Raw genomic sequence first — 20,338 nt, 5'->3', positions numbered from 1 at the left:
TTCGCAACCAGAAGGGGAGACCGATTTCGGCGGAGGCGCTGCGACACCCTCTCCATCGGGAATCGCTCAGGCGGCACCGGACTATCGCAGCGGCAGACTGCGAACGATGTAACTATTGCTGCCATGAGCCAGTCGCTGTTATTTTTGTATCTTTGTGATGCGCGGAGATGTTGTCTTTGCTGTCTGTTGTAATCTGGAGAAATTATCGCCGACTGTTCTGTTTATTTCTTGATCGTGCATCAGTTTTATTTGGGTGATATCTTATTTCTAAAATTTATCGCGCTAAAGTTTAATATATTATTTTAAAGCTATAGATTATATTTTGATTCTCCTTCCAATTTGGCGGATTCCATCAAATTTTCGACGTATTTTTTGATAGGGTTTGCCGCATAATCGCCCGGGGGGAGCGAGATGTCCGTCGAGCTAGACGCAACCACCTATGTTCACGCCAAACCGACAACCGCGCAATCCTACATCTTGCCCGCGGTGCTCGATGTGCTGGAGAACCATTTCGATGGTTCGGCGGAACGCGACGTCTTTGATTTGGGATGTGGCACCGGCGGAGCAGCCGCGGCCCTTGCGGAGAGGGGATACTATGTCGTCGGCGTTGATCCTTCCAGCGATGGTATCGCCAAGGCCAACATCAATTATCCCGAACTGCCGCTGAAAGTCGGCTCGGCCTATGACGACCTTTCCAGCGAATATGGCACGTTCAATGCGGTCATCAGTCTTGAGGTGGTCGAGCATGTCTACGATCCCAGGACATTCACCGCGACGATGTACGATCTCGTCAAGCCGGGCGGCGTTGCCGTGATGTCGACGCCCTATCACGGTTATCTGAAGAACCTTGCCCTGGCTGCGTTGGGGAAGATGGATGATCACTTCATGCCGTTGAAGGATCATGGGCATATCAAGTTCTGGTCGAAGAGCACCCTGAGCACGCTGTTGCTCGAAACCGGCTTCGACAATGTGCGTTTTGAATATGTCGGACGGATCCCCGTTTTGGCCAAATCGATGATCGCCGTTGCTCGAAAATCTCTTTAAAGACGGCGTCGGAGCAGCATTGGTTTCGAAAGCCTTCCGTCGGGCGAGAGAATGCGGTTGTGCAACCCACTCCAAGGGCATCGGCTGTAATAATCCACAGGTTGTTTTTCCCCTGTGCAGTGCTGAAAAAAATCCTTACGAAATATTTACTTTTAGTTGCATTCTTGCTTAAACTCTCCATTATACGGCTGGGCATGCTGATAAAGTGGGAGACTTATTCACATGAAGGCTAAATCCCCGAATTCGATCGACGTCTATGTCGGCAACCGTGTGAGAGTTCGGCGAAAGACGCTCGGGATGACCCAGCACGGTCTGGCCGAACTTCTGGGCATTACCTTCCAGCAGATCCAGAAATACGAAAAAGGAACGAACCGAATAGGCGCCAGCCGTCTGCAGCGCATATCCGAGATTCTGCGCGTGCCCATCGGCTTTTTCTTCGAGAACGGCGGTGTCGGACCGATCGAAGGCGAGACCAGCGAATTGAACAGGTTTTTGTCCTCGAAGGAAGGGCTGGCGCTCAACAAGGCATTCATCGCCATCGAGGATCCGAATATCAGGCAAAAACTGGTGGCCTTGGCCAAAAGTCTGGCGGTCGCGGGATTGTCGGAGATCGACGGTGAGTTGCAGGATCCGGTTGTAAACGGCTGAGGACAGGTCTTGCTTCATCTGCTGACATTCGGCGATCTATGGTTGATCGCGGCCATGGTGGGGCGATGAAAGATAAGGCGCTGACCCACGCATCGCGCGGCCGTTGCGCAATGATCGGCGATGGAAGACGGGCGCTCTTTCATCGGCAATGCGCCGAAAGCGCTGGGCCGGTGGTTGTCGTCGAGACGTGGCTCGCCATCGTCCCCTATTGGGGCTATTGGAAAAAGACTTTAACGGCAGGGCCTATCGAAGGCCGGTTTTGGACAGTAGGGGCATTGCTTGGCGAGAACTGTCATTGTTCCAGGGATATCCGGCGAGGCAGGCGCCGTCGCCGTTTCGGCGCAGGGGCAGCCTCCGGCCAGGTCGACGGCTGAGGCGGCATTCTGACCCACTGCGCTCCCTATTCCGACAGGATCATGTCGCCGGGGGAAACTCTTTCCCGCGTCGAACCTTTTTTGACCAGGTTCGGCATTACCAGGGTGGCGCGACATACCGGATTGGACGACATCGGAATCCCTGTCTGGTGCGCCTATGCCCCAAATTCGCGGTCGATCGTGATTGCGCAGGGAAAGGGCCTGACCGATCTGGACGCCAAGATCTCCACTGTCATGGAAGCCCTCGAACGGGCGGTTGCCGGCGAGCCCTTCGTCAAGCGCGTTCATGGTTCCTCTTCTCACCTGCAGGCGATGGGCTGCGAGGTCGACAGGTTGAGCTGCCTGACTGCCGTCCATAAAACCGATCTCGGGCCGGATGACGAGACGGAATGGGTTGCCGGCGTCAATATCCTCAGCGGCGACGAGATCCACATTCCCTTCGAAGCGGTGGTGCTCGACCGGACGCGTGACGCGCAATACTGGATGTCGTCGGATGGCCTGGCTTCGGGCAATAATGTCGAGGAAGCAATCTTTCATGGCGTCCTGGAGCGTATCGAGCGTGACGCGCATGTGCTGTGGCAGGTGGGCGGGGAAGCCGATCTTTATGCCGGCTGCGTCGATCCCCGCGGCTTTGAGGACAGCGCTCTCACCGGGCTGATCGACAAGATCGAAAGATCGGGATTGGCACTCAAGCTGTTCGATATCACCAGCGACATCGGCATCCCCTGTTTCACCGCCATGCTGGGCCCCGGGGAGACCATCCTGCGCGCCAGGGCTCTTCACGGTGAGACGGACATTCGCCACGTCGAGGTGACCGGCGGCAGCGGAGCGCATCCGTTTCCCGTGCGTGCGGCCATTCGGGCGGTGACGGAAGCCGTGCAATCCCGCCTGACCTATATCAGCGGCGCCAGGGACGATATTTCTCCTGCAACTTTCTCAAGATCCCTCCCGCCGCTGATGCGGCGGGCCTTCGATACGGTCGCCGCACCGCCTGCTGCCGATCCTTGCCGTGGCGGCGTGGCTGGATGCCGGCAGGATCTGGCGGACCTGCTGCAACACGTGCTTGACGCTCTGCGCAACAGAGGGATCGCTTCGGTCATCGCGATACGTCTCAGCGAGGACACGCTCCCCTTCAGCGTCGTCAAGGTCATTATCCCGGAGCTCGAAAATCCGGAGGGGGAGCGCGCCCGGCGTTTTGGAGCAAGAGCGTTGGCCAAGGGGATGGGGTTTTGAAGGTCATTTTCGCGGGTCCCAGCCTTCCCGATGCGGAGTCGCTTGCCGGCGAGGCGATACGCGTCCTGCCGCCTGCCATGCAAGGCGATGTCCTGGCTCAACTGGAACAAGGCGCCAATGTCATCGGCTTGATTGACGGTGGTTTCGAATATGCCGCACCGGTCCGGCATAAGGAAATTCTCCATGCTCTATCGCTTGGCGTGGCCGTTTTCGGGGCAGCCAGCATGGGCGCCTTGCGGGCGGCGGAATGTCATCCGTTCGGGATGATCGGGATCGGCCGCATTTTCGAGGACTATCGCACCGGTCGACTGGTCGACGATGCCGCCGTCGCGCTCATGCACGCGCCGACGGCGCTCGGCAGCAAGCCGCTGACGATACCGCTCGTCAATGTCAGCGCCACCCTCGATGCGATGGAGGATCGCGGCCTGCTGGCAGAGGGGTTGCGCCAAGAACTCGAAGATGCGGCATACGCGATGTTTTTCAAGAAGCGGACGTGGCGGGCGATCGTCGAGCAATGCGCTGCGATACAAGAGCCGGCTCGTTCGCAACTGCTGGCGGCACTTGTCTCGAATTTCGTCGATCAAAAACGTATCGATGCGCTGGAATTGCTGAAAGCCGTGCAGGAAGCCCGCGACATCCGCTCTAGTGCCGATCTGCCTTGGAAACTGCATGAAACCGCATTCCGGACGCGACCTACGCTTTGAAACGACGACGGCGATGTCACCGGGAGTTGTGTCACGCTTTTTTCACGGGCTCGATCTCGTCTGCGCGCGTATGATTTCCTTCATTGATGGGGAGAAATGCGCATGGGCGTGCCATTGGTTGCCAAGATAAATGCAGACCGCGGGGCGGAAGACGGTCTGGACGAACTCATCGCGCTGGCGCGGATGATCGCCTATGCGCGACATGTCGCTCAAGATGTCAAACTGGAGTTCGCGACGAATTGCCTCGATCTGGCGCTCGAGGCCGTCAAGCAAGAGGTGGGGGAGGGTTTGACCAGGGAACTGGGCGAATTGAGTTCTCCGGTGCCGCAAGTGAGTGTGAGAAGTCATTAGTACGGCGCGTCCGATCGAACGCGACGAGAACGCTCCGGCGGCCTCAAACCCGCGCATAGCCCCGAAAATCAGCTTCGATTTTCGGGGCTATTGCGTGCACTTATGCGGACCGGGCAGTCAATCAGGCTGAGGCCGTTTGTTTTCATCGCCCGAGGTAACGGGCGGGAAGCCCCGTGTGCATACCCATGCTTCGGCGCTTCATTCTCGGCCTGGATTGATAGGTTAGGCAAGCCAGGCTCGTTGCCGGCTGCAGGGTGCCTGTCGGAAGCAGTTCAACATTCCACCCATGGACGGTTTCGAAGCGAGTGGCAAATGGTCTCGCTGACGTCGTCGCCCGGCAGGGAAGCGTTGGCGGTTTCGCAGTTCGCATAGCTTCCGGATGATCGGCCGATCGACGGCCGATCGGTGATCTCAGTGGGTCAAATTGCGCTTCTGCGCCAGCAGTAAAATGTAATCGTCGGCAATGTCTGCGATGGCCATTGCGACTTCTGCCGGATCGCATCCGTCGACCTTCGTATTTGCAATGAACTGATAGACCGCCTTCTCGATCTGTTTCCGGCAGATCATCACGCGCTCATCATAACCAAATTCCGGAATCTGCGATGCTAAATCACTCATCAGGTCGGCTCCTTCACTACTTACAGTGACCATGACACAAATTATAAGTTGAGCAAGCAAATGCTTTATGAAGGGTTAATTCGCTGAGGGAGTGCGACCATTTCGACACAGGTGAGAGCTTGGAACATGCCTCCAGGCGTGTTGAAACGGGACTGTGCCCGCTTCCCGCGCATATCGGCTGTTTCGTATCGGGAGGCTCGTGAAAGAAGGCGACGCATGCCTGCGCCTTGGGCCTTTCAGTCGGCGGGTGCAAGACCGGATGCCGACTTGAAACGGCAGGCCGGATACAGCCGGCTGAATTGCTTGGCCGAGGTCACAGAGAGCAGGGAATCCGCAGATTTATCAATACATTGCGGCTGGAACATTTCCTCCGCCGGCAGCGTGCTGTTGAATTGCACGCAGGCTTCTTGGTGTATGAACATTCGGGGATCTCTGGGTCATTGGTTGAGACGATCTCACCAAGGTGGGGGTGGCTGAGTAGCCAAGGCGGAAATGGTTCCGAGTGGATTTTCTGCTCCCGCCCGGAAGGTAAATCCGATGTTTGTCGGAATAACAGATCAGAATAACCCGCGGTCAACACGCGGGTATATTGATTAAAAATTTATCAAAAGGTAAATTTATGAAATTCAGACAGCGGTTGTATTTTAAAGATCAATTGTAAGACGACTGATCTTTTCTAGTCATTAATCGATAGATGTATTTGTCTTGCGTGTAGCGGCGATGCTTACGAGTGTTATCGGATAATAATATCGAGTTCATGAAAATTGCTTGTTTGCCGCAATTTCATTGTGGATCCGCATGCATTCAGGGAAGAGTTGAATTGGTGGCCGGGATATCGAGCAGGAAGTACCGCCTGCTATCCTCACTTGCCGATGATATCGGTTTTTTCCTCAAGCCGATCCCGACCGCGCAATATCGCCATCCGCAACAGGATTTGCTTGTGCTGATGCAGCGATAACGGTGATCGCATTTGCGGCAACCTGCCATAAGCAAGGTTGAGGACCCGCCGGGGTGGCTGGCGGGTCCTCCTGTAGGAATGCATGCGCAGTGCCCAGGTATGAATACAGTAAAAACTATGATTGTCACAGATCATTATTGGGTGGTTATTTCTTGTTGTGACTCAATTGGCTTTTTCTACTGATTGCTATTCTATTCAAATAGCGCGTTTCGTCATGAAAAATATCGAGGTCGTTACAGCATTCATTAAGATTGCCGGGTGCAATACGCTGAGCCGCGGTATCACGCGTCCTGCGATGAGACTGCCGGCGAGCATCCGCCACGCCGATCGATCTCCGACAAGCGTCGCAACAAAGCTTTTGATCTAAAGCGGGACCAACCGCCGACCAATGGGAGAAGCGGGTCCATCTCTTCGAACTTTTCGAGATTCTTGTGTTTTTCTTTCCGCAGCGGCCAGGCTTTGGACAAGGCCCTGCATGCGGCTCGCTTGGCTTTCGTAAGGATCAATTTGGCCAGGATGCCGCACGCGAGCGGCGGGCTATGACGATAGATCTGCTTTAGCGAGGCCCTGGCGCTGGGCCAATCTTTCAAAGTGGCAAATTTGGAAAATGCGTAAAGATGTGCCGATGCGCGGGCGCAACTGACGACGAAAGCCGGAAGTTCCGGATTGCGCGCAATACATTGCTCATACACCGCGAGAAGCGATCGCGCCATTCGTGATCTGTCCGAAGACATGGCTGCCGAATGAAGACGATAGCCCACGAGGCCGAGCGGTACCGCCTCGATCTTGAAGTGCTCGGCAGTGCGGAGTTCGAAATCAAAATCCTCGCATCCGCCGATGCCCTGACGGGCATAGCTGGAATCGTAGCCGCCGATCTTGTCGATAACAGCCCGTCGAACCATGAAGCCGCTGCCATTTCCGACAAAGCGGAAGACGAGATGGCGGGCGAGAATAGAATCCCGGGCGTTCAGCGATGAGCCGGATTTCGTGCAATATCCCTCGGGATCGATGAAGCGGTGAAGGGAATAGACTGCGCCCCAGGTCTCGGGCAGGAGATGGAGCGCCGAAAGCATTCTTTCGACATAAGTCGGATGCCACAAGTCGTCGGCATCGATGAAGGCGATATAGGGGGCCTTTGTCGCCGCGATGCCGATATTGCGGGCCGCGGCGACGCCACGGTTTCCCGTCGACAGCACCCGGATCCTTGAGTCGCCGGCGGCAAAGCGGCGACAGATGGACGCGGTATCGTCAGTTGACCCGTCGTCGACGACGACGATCTCCAGCGCCTTGTGGGTCTGGTTGATGACGGACTGGAGCGTCTGGGCAACGTAGTCCCTGGAATTATAGGCCGGGATCACCACCGCCACGGAAATCCCCAATGTCGTTGTCATCTCCATTGTCGTCACCCGAGCCTGGACGTGGATGTGGATGGCGGTGGGAGTGGGCGAAGATCGATCTGGTTCTTCATCAGTCGGGCGACAGCCGGCCGATGGCTGACGACGATCAGGGTTCTGCCGGGATCTTCCTTCATGGCTGACAATACCCGCATCTCGGTATGTTCATCGAGCGCGCTCGTGGCTTCGTCCAGCAGCAGGATTTGCGGCCGGCCGGCGAGTGCGCGCGCCAGGCCTATACGCTGCCTCTGACCGCCGGAAAGCCGGACCGCCTCGTCGCCCAGCCATTCATCGAAGCCTTCCGGCAGATTTTCGATGAATTCGGTGGCGCAGGCCACGTCGGCGGCCCAGCGGATATCTTCCTCCGGAATGTCGCGACGGAACCGGATATTGTCGAGAACCGTGCCCTCCATCAGCTCGACATCCTGGCCCGACACGGAGAGCAGTTGCAGCCAGCTGGTGCGATCGATATTGGCAAGGTCCCTGCCGTCGACCGTTACCTTGCCCTGGGTCGGCCGGCTGAGATCGAGAATCATGTTGAGGATCGTCGTCTTGCCGGAGCCGCTCGGCCCCGTCAGGGCCGTCGTTTCGCCGGCCCGTATCGAGAAGCTCAGATTGCGAACTGCCGGTGTGTTCGCATGCTCGTAGATGAACGAAACATCGTGGAAGGCGATCGCCTCAACCAGGCGAGTGACCGGCTGCCCTTGCGATGCCTGTTTGACGTCATCCTTTTCTGAAAGCAGCGACAGCACGTTCTGCAGCGACGCTTCCATTTCGTAAAGGCGCAGGATCTGGGAGTCGAAGCCCTTGATATGCGGTTGGAGCCTGTAAAGCAGGATGGTGGCCGAGAGTGCCGCCTTGAAATCCACCGGCAGGAATTGCGAGGACAGAATGATCGTCAGGATGACCCCGAAGGTCAGGATTTCGCTCAGAAGCGAGGTTGTCGCCCCCATCCAGTCCGATCGGCGCCAAGTGTGACCGACGTCGTTGGAAAGCGTTTCGAAGAGCTGCTGGTGACGTTTTTCCAGGCCGAAGCTTTTGACGGCCTTCAACGTCTGCAGCGTCGTCCAGCTCAGCTGCGTCAAGGCTTCCACTGCCGCCAGTGCGGAGGCGCCGAGACGCCGATATGGGCCGGCAAAGGATCCCAAAGCGAAATTATGGATGAAGCCGAAGCCCAATGCGAGCAGGGCAATCGGCCAGGCCATCACCAGCATGCCGGCGCCGAAGATCACGATCGTGCCGAAATTGACCCCAAGCCGTACGAGGCTCGCATGCGCCGACGATGCCGCATAGGATTCGGTGACGATCACGTTGATCAGGTCGCTGCGCTCATAATTCTGAAAGCGCTGAAAAGGGATCGTCAAAACCTTGGCGTAGAGACGCTCCCGCATGGAGTCGTTGATTTGGTGGCTGACCGTGCTTGATATGAGCGAATTGACAAATCCCAGAAAAATTCTGAAGAGGATGGAGCCGATCAGGATGCCAATCAGCACGGGCTTGGAAAGACTAAGGTCGATGCCGCCGAAAAATGCTGGAAGCCATGCAACAGCGGAGCCGGAAACGGGGCCCTGCTGCCCGAGAAGAAAGACCAGGCTCACCAGAAAAGTGATGCCGACCATCTCCGAGAAGCCAGTGAGAATGCCCAGGATGATCATCACCGTCATCTTGAGCCGCAGCGCCGGCACGAGTTGCCGAAGCTCGCGGAACCGTGCCGCGACGATGAGGTTATAGGCGCCTGCCGGTTTTGAGGAGGCGGGTTTTCGATACCTATTCATGGCCGGCCACCTGCGACGATGTCGGGCTCAGCTCTGGCCCGGCAGACCCGAAACGATCGCTGAATGCTGTTCCGGTTTGCGGAATGGCCGCGCCTGCGACGCGGGTCCTCGGCCGCGGCAAGGGTTTTCCGAGGAGGCGTTTTGCGATCAGGATGCCGTGGCGTTTGGCCTTGCGCCAGCTCTGCTGCACGCTGTGGATGATGAGCTGCGCGGGATATTGTCTCGCCATCATCGGCGCCAGCTTTTTGACCTGGACATAGTCGCCGTCGGTGAGCGCCTTGTTGAAATACCAGTGCGTCGTGTGGAATTGGGCCGTCCGGATGTCACGCGTCAGCTGCGGATAGCGGGCGATGATCGGGGCCATCACCAGGGCGTGGGATTTCAGCATGCGATAGCCATTGCTGGACATGTTTCCCCTGGTGAAGCGATAGCCTGTGAGGAAATCGGGAACAAGCGCGAAGGGCAGCGTCTCGGCCAGGGCAAGGTAGAGTTTCAGATCTTCGCAGCCTTCGGCGCCGCTGTCGCGAAGGCCGGCGTCATAGCCACCGCAGCGAAGTATCTCGGCTCGCGGCATCAGCGGCGTGCTGCCATTGCCGATGAAGTTTTCCCGCAACAGAGGTTCGAAGATGTTGCCTTCGTGCATGACCGGGCGCGAATGGCCGAAAATAATGCCGTTCTCGTCGATCGCCGCGTACCAGTTGTAGGCGACTCCATATCCATCGGGAAATTTCCGCAAGGCCTGAAGCTGCAACTCGATTTTCTCGGGATGCCATATGTCGTCGGCATCGACCGGGGCGATATAGAAGCCGCTGGCTTCGCGGATGCCGTGGTTGCGGGCGCGAGCAACGCCGCCGTTCTCCTGGCTGAGGACACGGACGCGGTGATCGGTCCGGCCGTAGCCGCGCGCGAGATCGAAGGTCCCGTCCCGGGATCCGTCGTCGACCACCAATATCTCAAGCTTGTCGTAAGTCTGGTTGGAAATGCTTGCCAGCGTTTCCAAAAGCGTTTTCTCGGCATTGTAAGCCGGTATGACGACGGAGATCAGAGGGCGCGCTGAGGGTGTTGTCATCCGATGAAGGCTCCCGGCAGACCGATCAATTCGGGGAAGGCTTCGAGCGGACGATCGCCGCGGACCTCGAGGCGCGGCAGGGCAAAAAGATTATCGGAAAAGGTCGCCGTGGCCGGTCGCGTGGTGAAGCCGATGCCATAGCCCGCCAGCTCCAGAATGCCTGGGACCCGAAAATCCGTCGCGCCGTAGGGCAGGGCGATCGAATCCACCGCGGCAGTCAGCCGGGTCTGCAGCGCATTGCGCGAGCGCATGGCCTCGGCCAGCAGGGCATCGTTGTCGATGGCGCTGGCCGGTGTATGGGATGCGAGGTGGGAGCCGAAGCTGATACCCTTTTTGTGCAGTTCCAGGATATCCGCCCACGACATCAGGCCCGCAGGCTCGCCATGGGCCGAATCCCAGTCGGACCGGCCACCGACCTTGTCGGTGACGACGAAGACCTCGGCGCTGAAATCATTCTCAGCCAGGATCGGGAAGGCGTCGGTGCGGAAATCCAGATAGGCGTCGTCGAAGGTCAGCATGACCGGCCGGCCCTGGATCGGCTTGCCGCTGTGGAAAAGATCGAGCAGGGTCGGCGTGGTCACGGCGTAATAGCCGTGGCGGCGAAGGAACTGCATCTGCTTGCGGAAAATCTCCGGCGGCGTGCGAAAGCGCCGTAGCGCGGCGGGGCCGTCCTCTGCGATCCGATGATACATGAGAATGGGAATCTGGGCCGTGACCTCGGTCGTGCATGCCGCTTCGCGCGCTATGCCGGCCGGTCCGTAGATGATGTGTCTTGCGACATCGACATCGATCGGCGTTCCATACGGCTCGACCCTGAGGACGGGATCGGCCACGGCGGCCTTTCGGAACCGGTGGATCGCGTAAAGCGCGGTGTCTACAGTCTCCTCTAGGGCAAGCCCGGCCTGTGACGCCAGCACCTGCTTGATCGTGCCGACACCGAATGGATGGCCCCAATCGAAACCGGTGCGGGCGGGTTCGTCCCGGCGGAGATGGGGATGGGCGGTGATCAGGCAGCCGCCCGGCTTCACCGCAGCCGCGATCTTCCGGCAGACCTCCGCCAGCATCTCCTCATCCTTCATGTAATAGAGGACTTCTGAGCAGATAACGAGATCCTGCTCGGGCGGGAGATCTTGTCTGGCGAAATCGAGAACGCGGAACTCGACATTGTCATGGCCGCGGCACCGCTCGACCGCCCGGTCAATGGCGCGCTGGGAAATATCCGTGGCCGTCAGGCGGCCGACCTTCGGCGCCAGCTTCTCGGTAAAGATCCCCTCGGCGCAGGCAAGTTCCAGGGCCGTCTCGGTTCCCTCCGGAATCAGGCTCAATGTCTGCGCATATTTGACCTGCTCGTAGACCGAAAGGTAATTCCAGGGATCCGGGCGTTCGAAGATATGTTCCCAATATTCTTCTGCGGAATGAACGGCGGCAGCCGGCTTGTCTGTGTGCGGCTCTGCGCCGGCGGCATGTCGGACGGGCGGCGACAGGCGGCGTTCGAGATCCAGCAGGAGGTCGGATAGCCGGGCGTCGTTATCCCGTTTGTCGCTGGGCGCAGCGGTGAGAATGGCGTCGCGGCCGATACGCACTAGAAGCCGTTCGAGCCGTCCGCGCCGGCCGCTGCGAATGATCAAATCGCCGAAGGCTCGGTAGCCGCGCAGCGCCTCCCTTGTCCACGAACCGGCATAGGCGAGCGAGCGCGGCGTCTGCAGGTGCTCTTCCGCCTGCATCTCCTGCATGATCAGCCGGACCTGCGCCCGGATCGACAGATCGCCCCAGAACGGCCCGACAAAAGAGCCGACATGCTCCTTGCCTGAGAAGGCGTGCATGACGAGCGTATCGGCCTGTGCGGCTTTGGGGATTCTGGCAAGCCTGCCAAGCTCGACGCTGATCACCTGGAGATTGCCCAGCGTGAAGGATCGCAAAGGGTTTTCGGCGGTCAGCCGCCAGCCGAGGGTTTCGATGATCTTGCGGCCGGTGCCGGGGAAGGAATGCCGCTCGATCAGGCGGATGAGCGAAAGGAAAGTCGGCTGCCATTTGGCGAGTGCATCGATGAGGTCCTCGTCCCGATCGGCGAGCAGGCCGGTCCGCAGCCCATGCATGACGACGTCGACAAGAAAGCGCTCGTGTCCGGCGGCGTCGGGGATCTCGGGCAGCAATGCCGCAAGGGTTGCAACGTCGGCGGCTGGATCGAGCCTGGCGCAGGCGGCCCAGACGAGCATGCGCAGCTGGCTGAAAGCCGGCGTCACCCAGCCGGCCTCCAGGCCTTCGGCCGACATGCCTTGCTGAATCCTGAGAGCTTGCGCCTTCGTGGTCACGCGGACGGCGTCACGCACCAGTTTCCTCGGGTCGCCGGACAGCGAACCCGCTTTCATGCGATAGAAGGCAAGGCATGGGTCGACGCGGCGGAATTCGGCGCCGGCAAAGGCCATGCGCAGCCAGAGTTCCCACTCCTCGCCGGTCTGCAGGGTCTCGTCCATGCCTCCGATCCGCTCGAAAAGGCTCTTGGGAAAGACGGCCGTATGGATGGCGATCGCGCAAAAAGAGGAGAATTCGCGCCGGGCGTGATCGCCTGTCAGGATCGGGGCCTGTGCCACCGGCATCATCCGCCCGTCCGGAGCCACCCGGCGGTAGGCGCAATGAGCGATCACAGGCAGCGCTGCATCCGCCGCCGGCAGCATGTTTTCGATATAGCGCGAGTCCACCCAATCGTCGGCATCCAGCATGCAGAGCAGCGGCGCGGCCGCCAGGCGTGCGGCATGGTTTCGCGCCGCGGCCGCACCCGCATTCGGCTGCCGGACGGGGAGAATGCGGCTGTCGGTTTCCGCCATGCCCTGCAGAATTTCCCAGCTGCGATCGCTCGAACCGTCATCGACCACCACAGCCTGCCAGTTCGATCGCGTCTGCTGCTGCAGACTGGCGAGACATTCGGCAAGCGTATCCTCGGCGTTATAGGCAGGGATGAGGAAGGATATATCCGGCGTCGCAGCTGTCACCATGCCGGCATCTTCCATCGCCTGAGAACATAGAGCGCGCCGTTGACGCTGCCGAGCATCTCCTGCTTCAAGAAGAAATCGTTCGAGGTCGCACCCTTACGCAATCGCCGGCGCAGCCGGCCGGCATAATATTTCGGAAAGGAAACCAGGATGCGCCTGAGATTGCCGCCATTGCCGGTATTCTGATACTGGACGAGGAGCGCTGCGATATGGCCGCTCATATATTGATGGATCTGTTTGGAAAGCCCCTTCATATCCTTGCGATGAAAATGCCAGGAGACCGCCGTCGGCTCGTAGCGGCAGACATGGCCATGATGGAGCAGCCGGTTCCAATATTCGGAATCGCCCGAGCAGCCGGCCGCGCCCATATCCAGGCGGACATCGAACAGGCCGATCTCGTCGAAGACCTTGCGGCGGAAAGCCTGGCTCGCACCGGCGCCGATCGTCCAGACCGGCGCGCCGTAACGTTCGTGCAGTCGATAGAAATCCCGGTCGAAATCCTGCCTGAGATAACCCCTGCCGAAACTCCAATGTTTTTCGAAGATGAACTGGGCCGGAGTTGCCAGTTCCCCGGGAAGGACCAGCCCGGTGACGCAGGCGATCTCAGGCTGATCGAACCCCTTCATCAGGTTCTCCAGCCACTGCCGGTGGAGGACCACGTCATCGTCGGTGAACGCGACGAATTCGGTTTTCGCCGCGCGAACCGCCGCATTGCGGGCATGATCCAGCCCGACCCGGTCCTCGCGGACATAGGTGACGCCGGCTTCCTCTACCACGCGCCGCGTCGCATCGCCGGATGAGGCATTGTCGACGACGATGATCTCGACCGGGCGGAGCGATTGTTCGGGGATCGAGGCTAGGCACCGGCGCAGTTCCTCCGGCCGGTCCTTGGTGCAGATCAGAATGCTGACGTCGCGATTGCTGAGCGGCGTTTGCGCGACCTGGCGCGCATGCTCGAGCGTATCGGCCTGCACGACACGCGCGGCGATGACAGCCGCGGTCTCGGGCTTTTCGACATAGGCTTGCCCGACGGGAAGACCATCCGCGAGAAAAACCACGAGCCCGTCGGAAACGGCGTGCGAAACGGCATCGGCGTGGTCGGATGCGAGATCGAGATAGTGGATGGGGACGGGAAAACGGATGCTCTTCAGATCGGACGGAATGGGTTCCTGCATCATCACTCTCTCAATCGCACCGTAAAACAAACGCGCCGGCATCGAAACGGGAGGCCCGCAAAGCCGTGATGGTCTATTCCGCCGCGCCCGCCGTCATTTTTTGCCTGAACCAGTCGAGTGTCATGGCCACGCCCTGTTCATAGGAGATCTTGCACGACCACTCGGGCATGACGTAGTTCGCATTGGTCAGGTCCGGCCGCCGGTTCGTCGGGTCCTGCGGCGGTGACGGCTTGAAGACGATCGGCACGCCGCCGGCGAGCTTGGAAATATATTGCGCGACCTCGAGAACCGAAATCTCACGATCATTGCCGATGTTCAGAGGTCCCTTGTAGTCGGTTTCGTTGATCCAGAAATATCGGGCGAAGCCATCGACGATATCGTCGACATAGCCCCAGCTGCGGGACTGAAGGCCATCGCCGAACACGGTGATAGGCCGGCCGGAAAGCGCCTGGGTGAGGAAGTTGGAGACCGCGCGGCCGTCGTCGGCGCGTGTTCGGGGCCCATAAATATTGAAGGGGCGGATCACCTTGACGTCGAGCCCGCGGGTGCGCTGCATCTCGAACAGCAGCGACTCCGTGCACCGCTTGCTCTCGTCATAGGACGAGCGCGGCCCGGTACAGTCGACCTGGCCCTTATAGGATTCCGGTTGCGGCGATACCAAGGGGTCGCCGTAGACTTCCGAGGAGGAGGTGAAGCCGAAACGCCCGCCCTTCTTCAACAGCTCCAGCAGCCGGAATGCTCCGAGAAGATTGGCCGAAATCGTCCTCTGCGGCTCCTTCATATACCAGGGCGGCGATGCCGGGGACGCAAGATGGTAGATTTCGTCGAATTTTTCAGAGCTCCGCAACGTCTCGACGTCCGATTTCACGAAGTGAAAACGGGGGTCCCTGATGTGGGAGATATTTTCGAAAAGTCCGGTCCAAAGATTGTCAACAACGACCAGCTTTTCGATGTCAGTTCTAAGCAAAAGCCTGTCACATAAATGCGATCCGATGAACCCAGCTCCGCCAGATACCAATACGCTTCTCATTACATTCGCCTCGTGACTTGGGGAAGAGGTGGATGCTGTATTAGCATCACCTGTTACATGTGGCAATTACCTAGAAAAACTCCAGGAAATACTCTAACATTACTGTTAATTATTAATTCCTTTACTTATGGTGGTATCCTCTGTTCGGCGTCGAGAGACATTGCGGGTGCAGAACATGGGCTGCCTCTCCGATGTCTGCGGCCCGTTCGCTGCTATGAATTGTGCCCAATTACGCCCACAGCATGTCCGTCAAACTCAAACGAGTTTGTATCATGCGGTCGCTGGCTGGCGCATCGGGCCAAAGTCCGACCCGATATCGGGAAAAGCACGACCGTCGTTTCAAGCTGAATGGCATCCTTTGTGCGTCTTGAAAGCCGGCTTCTGCCGGGTCCCACAGAAGCCTATTGCACTCCGTCGGCCGAGAATGCGGTCAAGATTTGACAGGCCGAGGCGACGCTATTCTCGTTAGGATAGTTTTTATTGGCCGGTATGACGATGCCGAGAGGCTCTTGGGCAATGAAGGCGATATAGAGCCGAGCCAGTCGTCGAGCCGGATCAGCCATATTCGGAAGAGTTCATTCGGGGTCGAGCCACTGGTCTCGCCCCGTCCTTCGGACCTCCGTAAACGGGGCGAGGGGACGTGCCCTGCGAGGGTGAGGTGAGAAAGCGGACGTCGCGGCATGGTCCCTCCGCCCCGCAAGCGGGGAGAAGGTGGCGGCAGACGGATGTCGGGCGCGCGGCGATCTCTTGGGGCGGAATTCGTCAGTAGAATCAATGTTCAGCGCTCTTGATCGGCGTCGCAGGCACAACCCATTGCGCCTTGACGATGGAGCTCAGCCCTCCGGGTGCGACGCAAACCGGCTCGCATCGAACAGGTCAGCGGCGGCGACCGGAATGATATCTTCACCTGACGCGGTATTGATCTCCCGATGAACCGTGCGGGGAGAAAGGCGAGGCGCGCTCAATCCCATCGCCTCGCCGGGAGCATGCAGCGCCCATTTCATCAGCGCTGCGTCGGACGTCGATCCGAGGAAATTTGCTTCTTCCCAGGAAGCGGTCATCGGCAGGGAGGCGATCATATCGGCGCCCTGCTTGGAGGCCCCTTGTGCAACAACGAGGGGTTCGAAGCGGGCGTGGGCCGGCAATGCAGACGCCGGTTTGTCTGGAAGCGCATCAATTGGGCCGATCGATGCAGTCTCCAGTTTGTCATCCACATCAGCGTCGGGCGCGGGGGCGAGCGGCCGCATCGCCGGTATCGGAATCGACAGAGATGAAACATCCCCAGCCGGCGGTTTTTCATCCGGCTCGACCGCGCCGGTCTGCAGCGCCAGCGCATTCAATGCCCGGCTTCGGGGCGCGGGCAGCAGCGCCGTCACGAGCTTGTTATCTCCGGTGTCGCCGCTCGGCCTAGTCAAGGTTCCCGCGTCTTCATCTTCTCCCGCGCTGCTGGCGATCTGGATCGAGCTGGGGCCGCCGCGCTTCTTGTAGTTCGCCACCGCCTGACTGTATCCCGGCAGCGGCCGGCCATCGGCCGGGAGATGCATCGTCTGCCCATTCGGGAAGATTCGCGCGAGTTCCTGCCGCGACATGCGGGGCCAGGCGCGGACATTGCCGACGTCGAGATGCACGAAGGGCGATCCCGAGCTCGGGTAATATCCGACACCGCCGACCTGCATCTGCATGGCAAGCGCCCGCAGCGTCGCAAGCTTGACGCCGGGAACGTAGAAATCCATCGCCTTGCCCAGCATGTGCTGGCTCTTCTTGGCGACGCCGGTGCTGCGCGAACGGTTGCGCAGCATGTTGTTGGTGGTGGGGGAACGATAGGCGGAGACGATGTGGATGTAGTCCTTGCCGCCGCTCTTCTTGTACACCTCCCAGACCAGGTCGAGCAGCCGCGGATCCATCCGGGTCGGCTCGTTCCGTCGCCAGTCGCGCAGAAACCGATTGATCTGGGCAAGGCCCTTCGGATCGAACTTTCCATCCCGCTTGTAGGTAATCGTCGCCCTTTCGCCGGTATGGGTAAAGAACAGCTTCAGCGCCCGATCTTCCGCCGAGGCAAAAGATGCAGAACCGACAAGTGCCGGCAGTGCAAACAGAGCCGGCAGAATGGTCTGCGCGGCAAAACGTTCCGCACGCGACAGGAGCGCGGCAATTCCACCCAAGGCTCTGCCCGATAATCCTTGCACTGAATACTTCAACACGACCAATCCCGCCCACACCAAACACTCGACGACGGGCGGGAACTCCGCATCCATCACGCTCAGTAAAGCCAGCTTATGGTCAATAAATTCCTAATAAGCGGATGCGCGAGCTTTCCTTCCCGCCGGTCGGCGGTTAGGCGACGACCGAGATCGGATAAGCGAAAGCGAGTCAGCTATGCCGGTCGCTGCAAGGATCTCATCTGGCTCCAGCATTGCTCATTGCCGAGATCGATTGTCGAGCTTGGACGGAGGGCGGTCGGTTGCGCCACGCCTCATATAAGGGATTGCGGGAGGAGCAGGATAATGTCGCGGTCTATGAGTTAGATTAACTTCCCAACCGCTACCGGCTGCAACCCATGCAAGGCTTGATAATTCCCATCAGACTCAAAATCATGAAGATCGATATAAAGGAGGTCACCACCAGCACAAAGGGCATGGCGAAGAAGAACTTTGCTTTCGGCTTTGCTAAGAAGCGCTCATGCTGCCATTGGGAAAAATAGATGTCGGGCCCGAAATCCTTACTGAAATCGAAGCCATTCTTCCGGTAGAAAATGATGGATCGGATGTACCAATACCAGTTGTAAGCGCAAAAGCCGCCCACGACGCACAGACCGATCCACAGTTGAATTCGATCGTCACTCAATCAAGCTTCCCCATCAATGTTGGCATCCTCGTCTTTCCCGGTGTCCGGCCGCTTAATTCGATGGAGAAGCGGAAGACGTGCCACCAGCCTTCGGCTGAGAACTTGCAGTTCGTTCGGATTGCCCGGCATGCGGCGGTACCAGGAAGTCGAGGAGACCGTCGCCCCGCAAGTCAGCGGTTCTCCTTTCCAGAATGTCACCAATCAGGGTCGTCAGAAATTCCGCTGTCATATGGTTCCAGTCTGTGATGAACGGAACACCCCTGCTGCTGGTGAGGCATTTCTCCTTGTCGTAATCGCAGTGAAGCTTAACGATATCGACGTAGGTGAACGCAAGATCGGATGGGAACAATGGCAGTTGCGCCAAAGGCTGGTTGGCCGGCGGATAGCTCGCTTCCCGCAGGCATATGGAGGCATCGGATTTTCTCTGAAACATCAGCCCCAGGCACGAGTGCGATTCATCGAGCTGGAAATAATTTCCGAAAACGAAAATGCGCGCGTTATCCGAGTGGCTTTTCATCCAGGAAAGAAGCTCGAACCGGAAGGGGTTGACGGTGTACTCGAAGGGCCGAAGGCTCGTGAGGAAGATCGCTTTCGTTCGCCTAAGCAATGATTTGTCGTTGATATATTTTTCAAAGGGAATGCAGTATTTATCGTAAATGCTGGCGCGAGAGGGGGCCTTAACAATATCGTTGTTGATCTCGACCATGCAGTTCAAGTAGCTGAGTGCCACGATTTGATATCGGTCGGTATCGATGTAATTTTTCAGCGCGATCGACCAGTTTCTGGCGTGCGAGTCCCCGATGATGAAGATAATGGGTTTCCCGGCTTGAATGTTGTCGTTCAGGCTTAGAAAAGTGCTTTCGAGCCGTGCTTCGTTCGCCTGCGCCAGAGGTGGATAGACTTCATCCAGCCTGTGAGGAAAACCGGCCATAGTGATTGCTGACAGGACAGCAGCCGCGATGGTGACAACGGATGAGCTCAGGGTGATCCAGAGGGCGCGGCTTCTCCTGGTGTGGCGAAAGGGCTTTTCGATGACGACAAAGCTGACGACCGCGACCAGGACCGTCATTGCGATGGCGAGAAGCTTGTCACCATTGTTGAAATCCAGGCTTGTCAACCGCCAGAAGGCGAAGACCGGATAGTGCCACAAATATAAAGAGTAGGACACCAATCCGGTGAGTGCGGCAGGCCGAGACGCCAACAGGCGCCCGGCTGCGTTCTGCTGACCGGCGAATGCGAGCACCAGACAGGTCCCGATGACTGGGATCAAAGTCAACCGGCCAGGATGAACCGTATCCTTTCCAAACAGGATAAGCGAACCAAGAACAAGGATAAGCCCGGCCGCCGCGAGCAACGGCTGAGGGCGAGGTCGTCCACGCTTGACCTCGTAATAGGCGAGAAGTGTTCCGGCCAGCAGTTCCCAGGCCCGGGTGAGCGGCGAGTAGAAGGCCTGTTGCGGATCATGCCGCACCGTCACGATACACAATACAAAGCTGAGGCATGCCGCGAGCAACACGCAGGGCAAAAACCTTGATTTCAGGTATCGGCGCACGAGGAGCAATAAGACCGGAAAGCCGATATAAAACTGCTCTTCGACGCTCAACGACCAGGTGTGAAGAAAAGGCTTGAGAAGGGTATTGGGCTCGCCGTACTGAGCCGCGGTAAAATAAAAATAGATATTCGATCCAAATAGGAGCGACGACCCTATGGAGTTCGCGTAGTCTGTGAGTTCCAGTGGTAACAAAAAATAATAGGCGAGGGGAATTGTCGCGAAAATCACTGCGAACAACGCCGGCAGAATTCTCCGCGCGCGCCGGGCATAGAATTTAAGAAAATCGATACGCCCCGTTGCTTCGATTTCCGTCAGCAAAATTTGGGAAATCAGGAAGCCGCTGATCACAAAAAATACATCGACGCCAATGTATCCACCAGGAAGCAACGTGTGGCCGGCAACCGTGAAAGCGGCGTGGTAAAGAATAACCGCGATCACCGATATGGCCCGTAAGCCATCAATCTCTGGTCTGTAAACCTTCAATGCTAGCGCCTGCCTTCGATATCGAGAGCGTACTCTGGTCGCGCGCAAGAGTGGCGCTTTTGGGCTGCCTAACACAGAGATCCTGTGTCCGTCGAT

The 20,338-nt window shown here is 58.3% G+C and carries 16 protein-coding genes and 2 pseudogenes; 6 read left to right on the top strand and 12 right to left on the bottom strand.

The annotated features are described in order from the left end of the window. The first annotated feature begins 411 nt into the window (after positions 1–411). The 5 genes from PO860_RS15300 (at position 412) to PO860_RS15280 (ending at position 4,354) form a co-directional block, all read left to right on the top strand. Positions 412–1,044: a class I SAM-dependent methyltransferase gene (locus PO860_RS15300; protein ID WP_275037888.1), complete on the top strand. Its 633-nt coding sequence runs from the start codon at positions 412–414 to the stop codon at positions 1,042–1,044. Between the two features lie 222 nt (positions 1,045–1,266). Next, positions 1,267–1,692 carry a helix-turn-helix domain-containing protein gene (locus PO860_RS15295; RefSeq protein ID WP_183607890.1) on the top strand — a complete coding sequence of 142 codons (426 nt, stop codon included), beginning with the start codon at positions 1,267–1,269 and terminating at the stop codon, positions 1,690–1,692. Positions 1,693–2,108: 416 nt separating this feature from the next. Beyond that, positions 2,109–3,299, top strand: coding sequence for a YcaO-like family protein (locus PO860_RS15290; RefSeq protein ID WP_273884544.1), 1,191 nt, complete (start codon positions 2,109–2,111; stop codon positions 3,297–3,299). Further along, entirely contained in the window at positions 3,296–4,003 is a 708-nt protein-coding gene (locus tag PO860_RS15285) for a TfuA-like protein (protein ID WP_275037887.1), read from the top strand. The genes PO860_RS15290 and PO860_RS15285 overlap by 4 nt, the downstream gene beginning before the upstream one ends. 102 nt (positions 4,004–4,105) lie before the next feature. Continuing rightward, positions 4,106–4,354, top strand: coding sequence for a hypothetical protein (locus PO860_RS15280; protein WP_097620743.1), 249 nt, complete (start codon positions 4,106–4,108; stop codon positions 4,352–4,354). 411 nt (positions 4,355–4,765) lie between these two features. On the opposite strand, the gene PO860_RS15275 is transcribed toward PO860_RS15280, so the two are convergent. The 10 genes and pseudogenes from PO860_RS15275 to PO860_RS15230 all read right to left on the bottom strand — a co-directional run bounded on the left by PO860_RS15275 (position 4,766) and on the right by PO860_RS15230 (position 17,618). Then, positions 4,766–4,972: a hypothetical protein gene (locus tag PO860_RS15275; protein ID WP_088672922.1), complete on the bottom strand. Its 207-nt coding sequence runs from the start codon at positions 4,970–4,972 to the stop codon at positions 4,766–4,768. Positions 4,973–5,208: 236 nt separating this feature from the next. Continuing rightward, positions 5,209–5,370 carry a hypothetical protein gene (locus tag PO860_RS15270; RefSeq protein ID WP_272781831.1) on the bottom strand — a complete coding sequence of 54 codons (162 nt, stop codon included), beginning with the start codon at positions 5,368–5,370 and terminating at the stop codon, positions 5,209–5,211. Between the two features lie 841 nt (positions 5,371–6,211). Next, positions 6,212–7,336: a glycosyltransferase family 2 protein gene (locus PO860_RS15265; RefSeq protein WP_183607894.1), complete on the bottom strand. Its 1,125-nt coding sequence runs from the start codon at positions 7,334–7,336 to the stop codon at positions 6,212–6,214. Beyond that, entirely contained in the window at positions 7,333–9,099 is a 1,767-nt protein-coding gene (locus PO860_RS15260) for an ABC transporter ATP-binding protein (protein WP_183607895.1), read from the bottom strand. The genes PO860_RS15265 and PO860_RS15260 overlap by 4 nt, the downstream gene beginning before the upstream one ends. Continuing rightward, the gene (locus PO860_RS15255; protein WP_183607896.1) at positions 9,092–10,168 is read right to left on the bottom strand and encodes a glycosyltransferase family 2 protein; all 1,077 of its coding nucleotides are present in this window, start codon (positions 10,166–10,168) and stop codon (positions 9,092–9,094) included. The genes PO860_RS15260 and PO860_RS15255 overlap by 8 nt, the downstream gene beginning before the upstream one ends. Further along, complete coding sequence (locus PO860_RS15250; RefSeq protein WP_273884542.1) at positions 10,165–13,161, bottom strand: trifunctional glycosyltransferase/class I SAM-dependent methyltransferase/polysaccharide deacetylase; 2,997 nt, start codon at positions 13,159–13,161, stop codon at positions 10,165–10,167. The genes PO860_RS15255 and PO860_RS15250 overlap by 4 nt, the downstream gene beginning before the upstream one ends. Continuing rightward, positions 13,155–14,333 carry a glycosyltransferase family 2 protein gene (locus PO860_RS15245; protein ID WP_183608344.1) on the bottom strand — a complete coding sequence of 393 codons (1,179 nt, stop codon included), beginning with the start codon at positions 14,331–14,333 and terminating at the stop codon, positions 13,155–13,157. Before PO860_RS15245 ends, PO860_RS15250 begins: the two co-directional genes overlap by 7 nt. Positions 14,334–14,406: 73 nt before the next feature. Next, on the bottom strand, positions 14,407–15,363 hold the full coding sequence (locus PO860_RS15240) for an NAD-dependent epimerase/dehydratase family protein (RefSeq protein ID WP_273881262.1): 957 nt from the start codon (positions 15,361–15,363) through the stop codon (positions 14,407–14,409). A 401-nt stretch (positions 15,364–15,764) separates the two neighbouring features. Continuing rightward, a pseudogene (locus PO860_RS15235) lies at positions 15,765–15,893 on the bottom strand (class C beta-lactamase); the annotation flags it as partial. Positions 15,894–16,196: 303 nt separating this feature from the next. Further along, positions 16,197–17,618 (bottom strand): peptidoglycan L,D-endopeptidase MepK, encoded by a 1,422-nt coding sequence (locus PO860_RS15230; RefSeq protein WP_273884670.1) that lies wholly within the window; start codon positions 17,616–17,618, stop codon positions 16,197–16,199. Between the two features lie 153 nt (positions 17,619–17,771). Between PO860_RS15230 and PO860_RS15225 the strand changes: the two are divergent. Then, positions 17,772–17,893: pseudogene (locus tag PO860_RS15225) on the top strand (non-homologous end-joining DNA ligase); the annotation flags it as partial. Positions 17,894–17,904: 11 nt separating this feature from the next. Here the strand turns inward: PO860_RS15225 and PO860_RS15220 are convergent. Together PO860_RS15220 and PO860_RS15215 are read right to left on the bottom strand one after the other, a co-directional pair. After that, positions 17,905–18,207 carry a hypothetical protein gene (locus PO860_RS15220; protein ID WP_273884541.1) on the bottom strand — a complete coding sequence of 101 codons (303 nt, stop codon included), beginning with the start codon at positions 18,205–18,207 and terminating at the stop codon, positions 17,905–17,907. A 52-nt stretch (positions 18,208–18,259) separates the two neighbouring features. After that, a complete protein-coding gene (locus PO860_RS15215; protein ID WP_273884539.1) occupies positions 18,260–20,242 on the bottom strand; it encodes an acyltransferase family protein in 1,983 nt (660 codons plus the stop codon). Positions 20,243–20,338 lie beyond the last annotated feature (96 nt).

It is taken from the genome of Rhizobium binxianense, from assembly GCF_028994275.1.
In the GTDB taxonomy this organism is placed as follows: Bacteria; Pseudomonadota; Alphaproteobacteria; order Rhizobiales; family Rhizobiaceae; genus Rhizobium; species Rhizobium binxianense.
The sequence above is the reverse complement of the archived record's forward strand: the minus strand, read 5'-3'. Positions and strand labels throughout refer to the sequence as shown.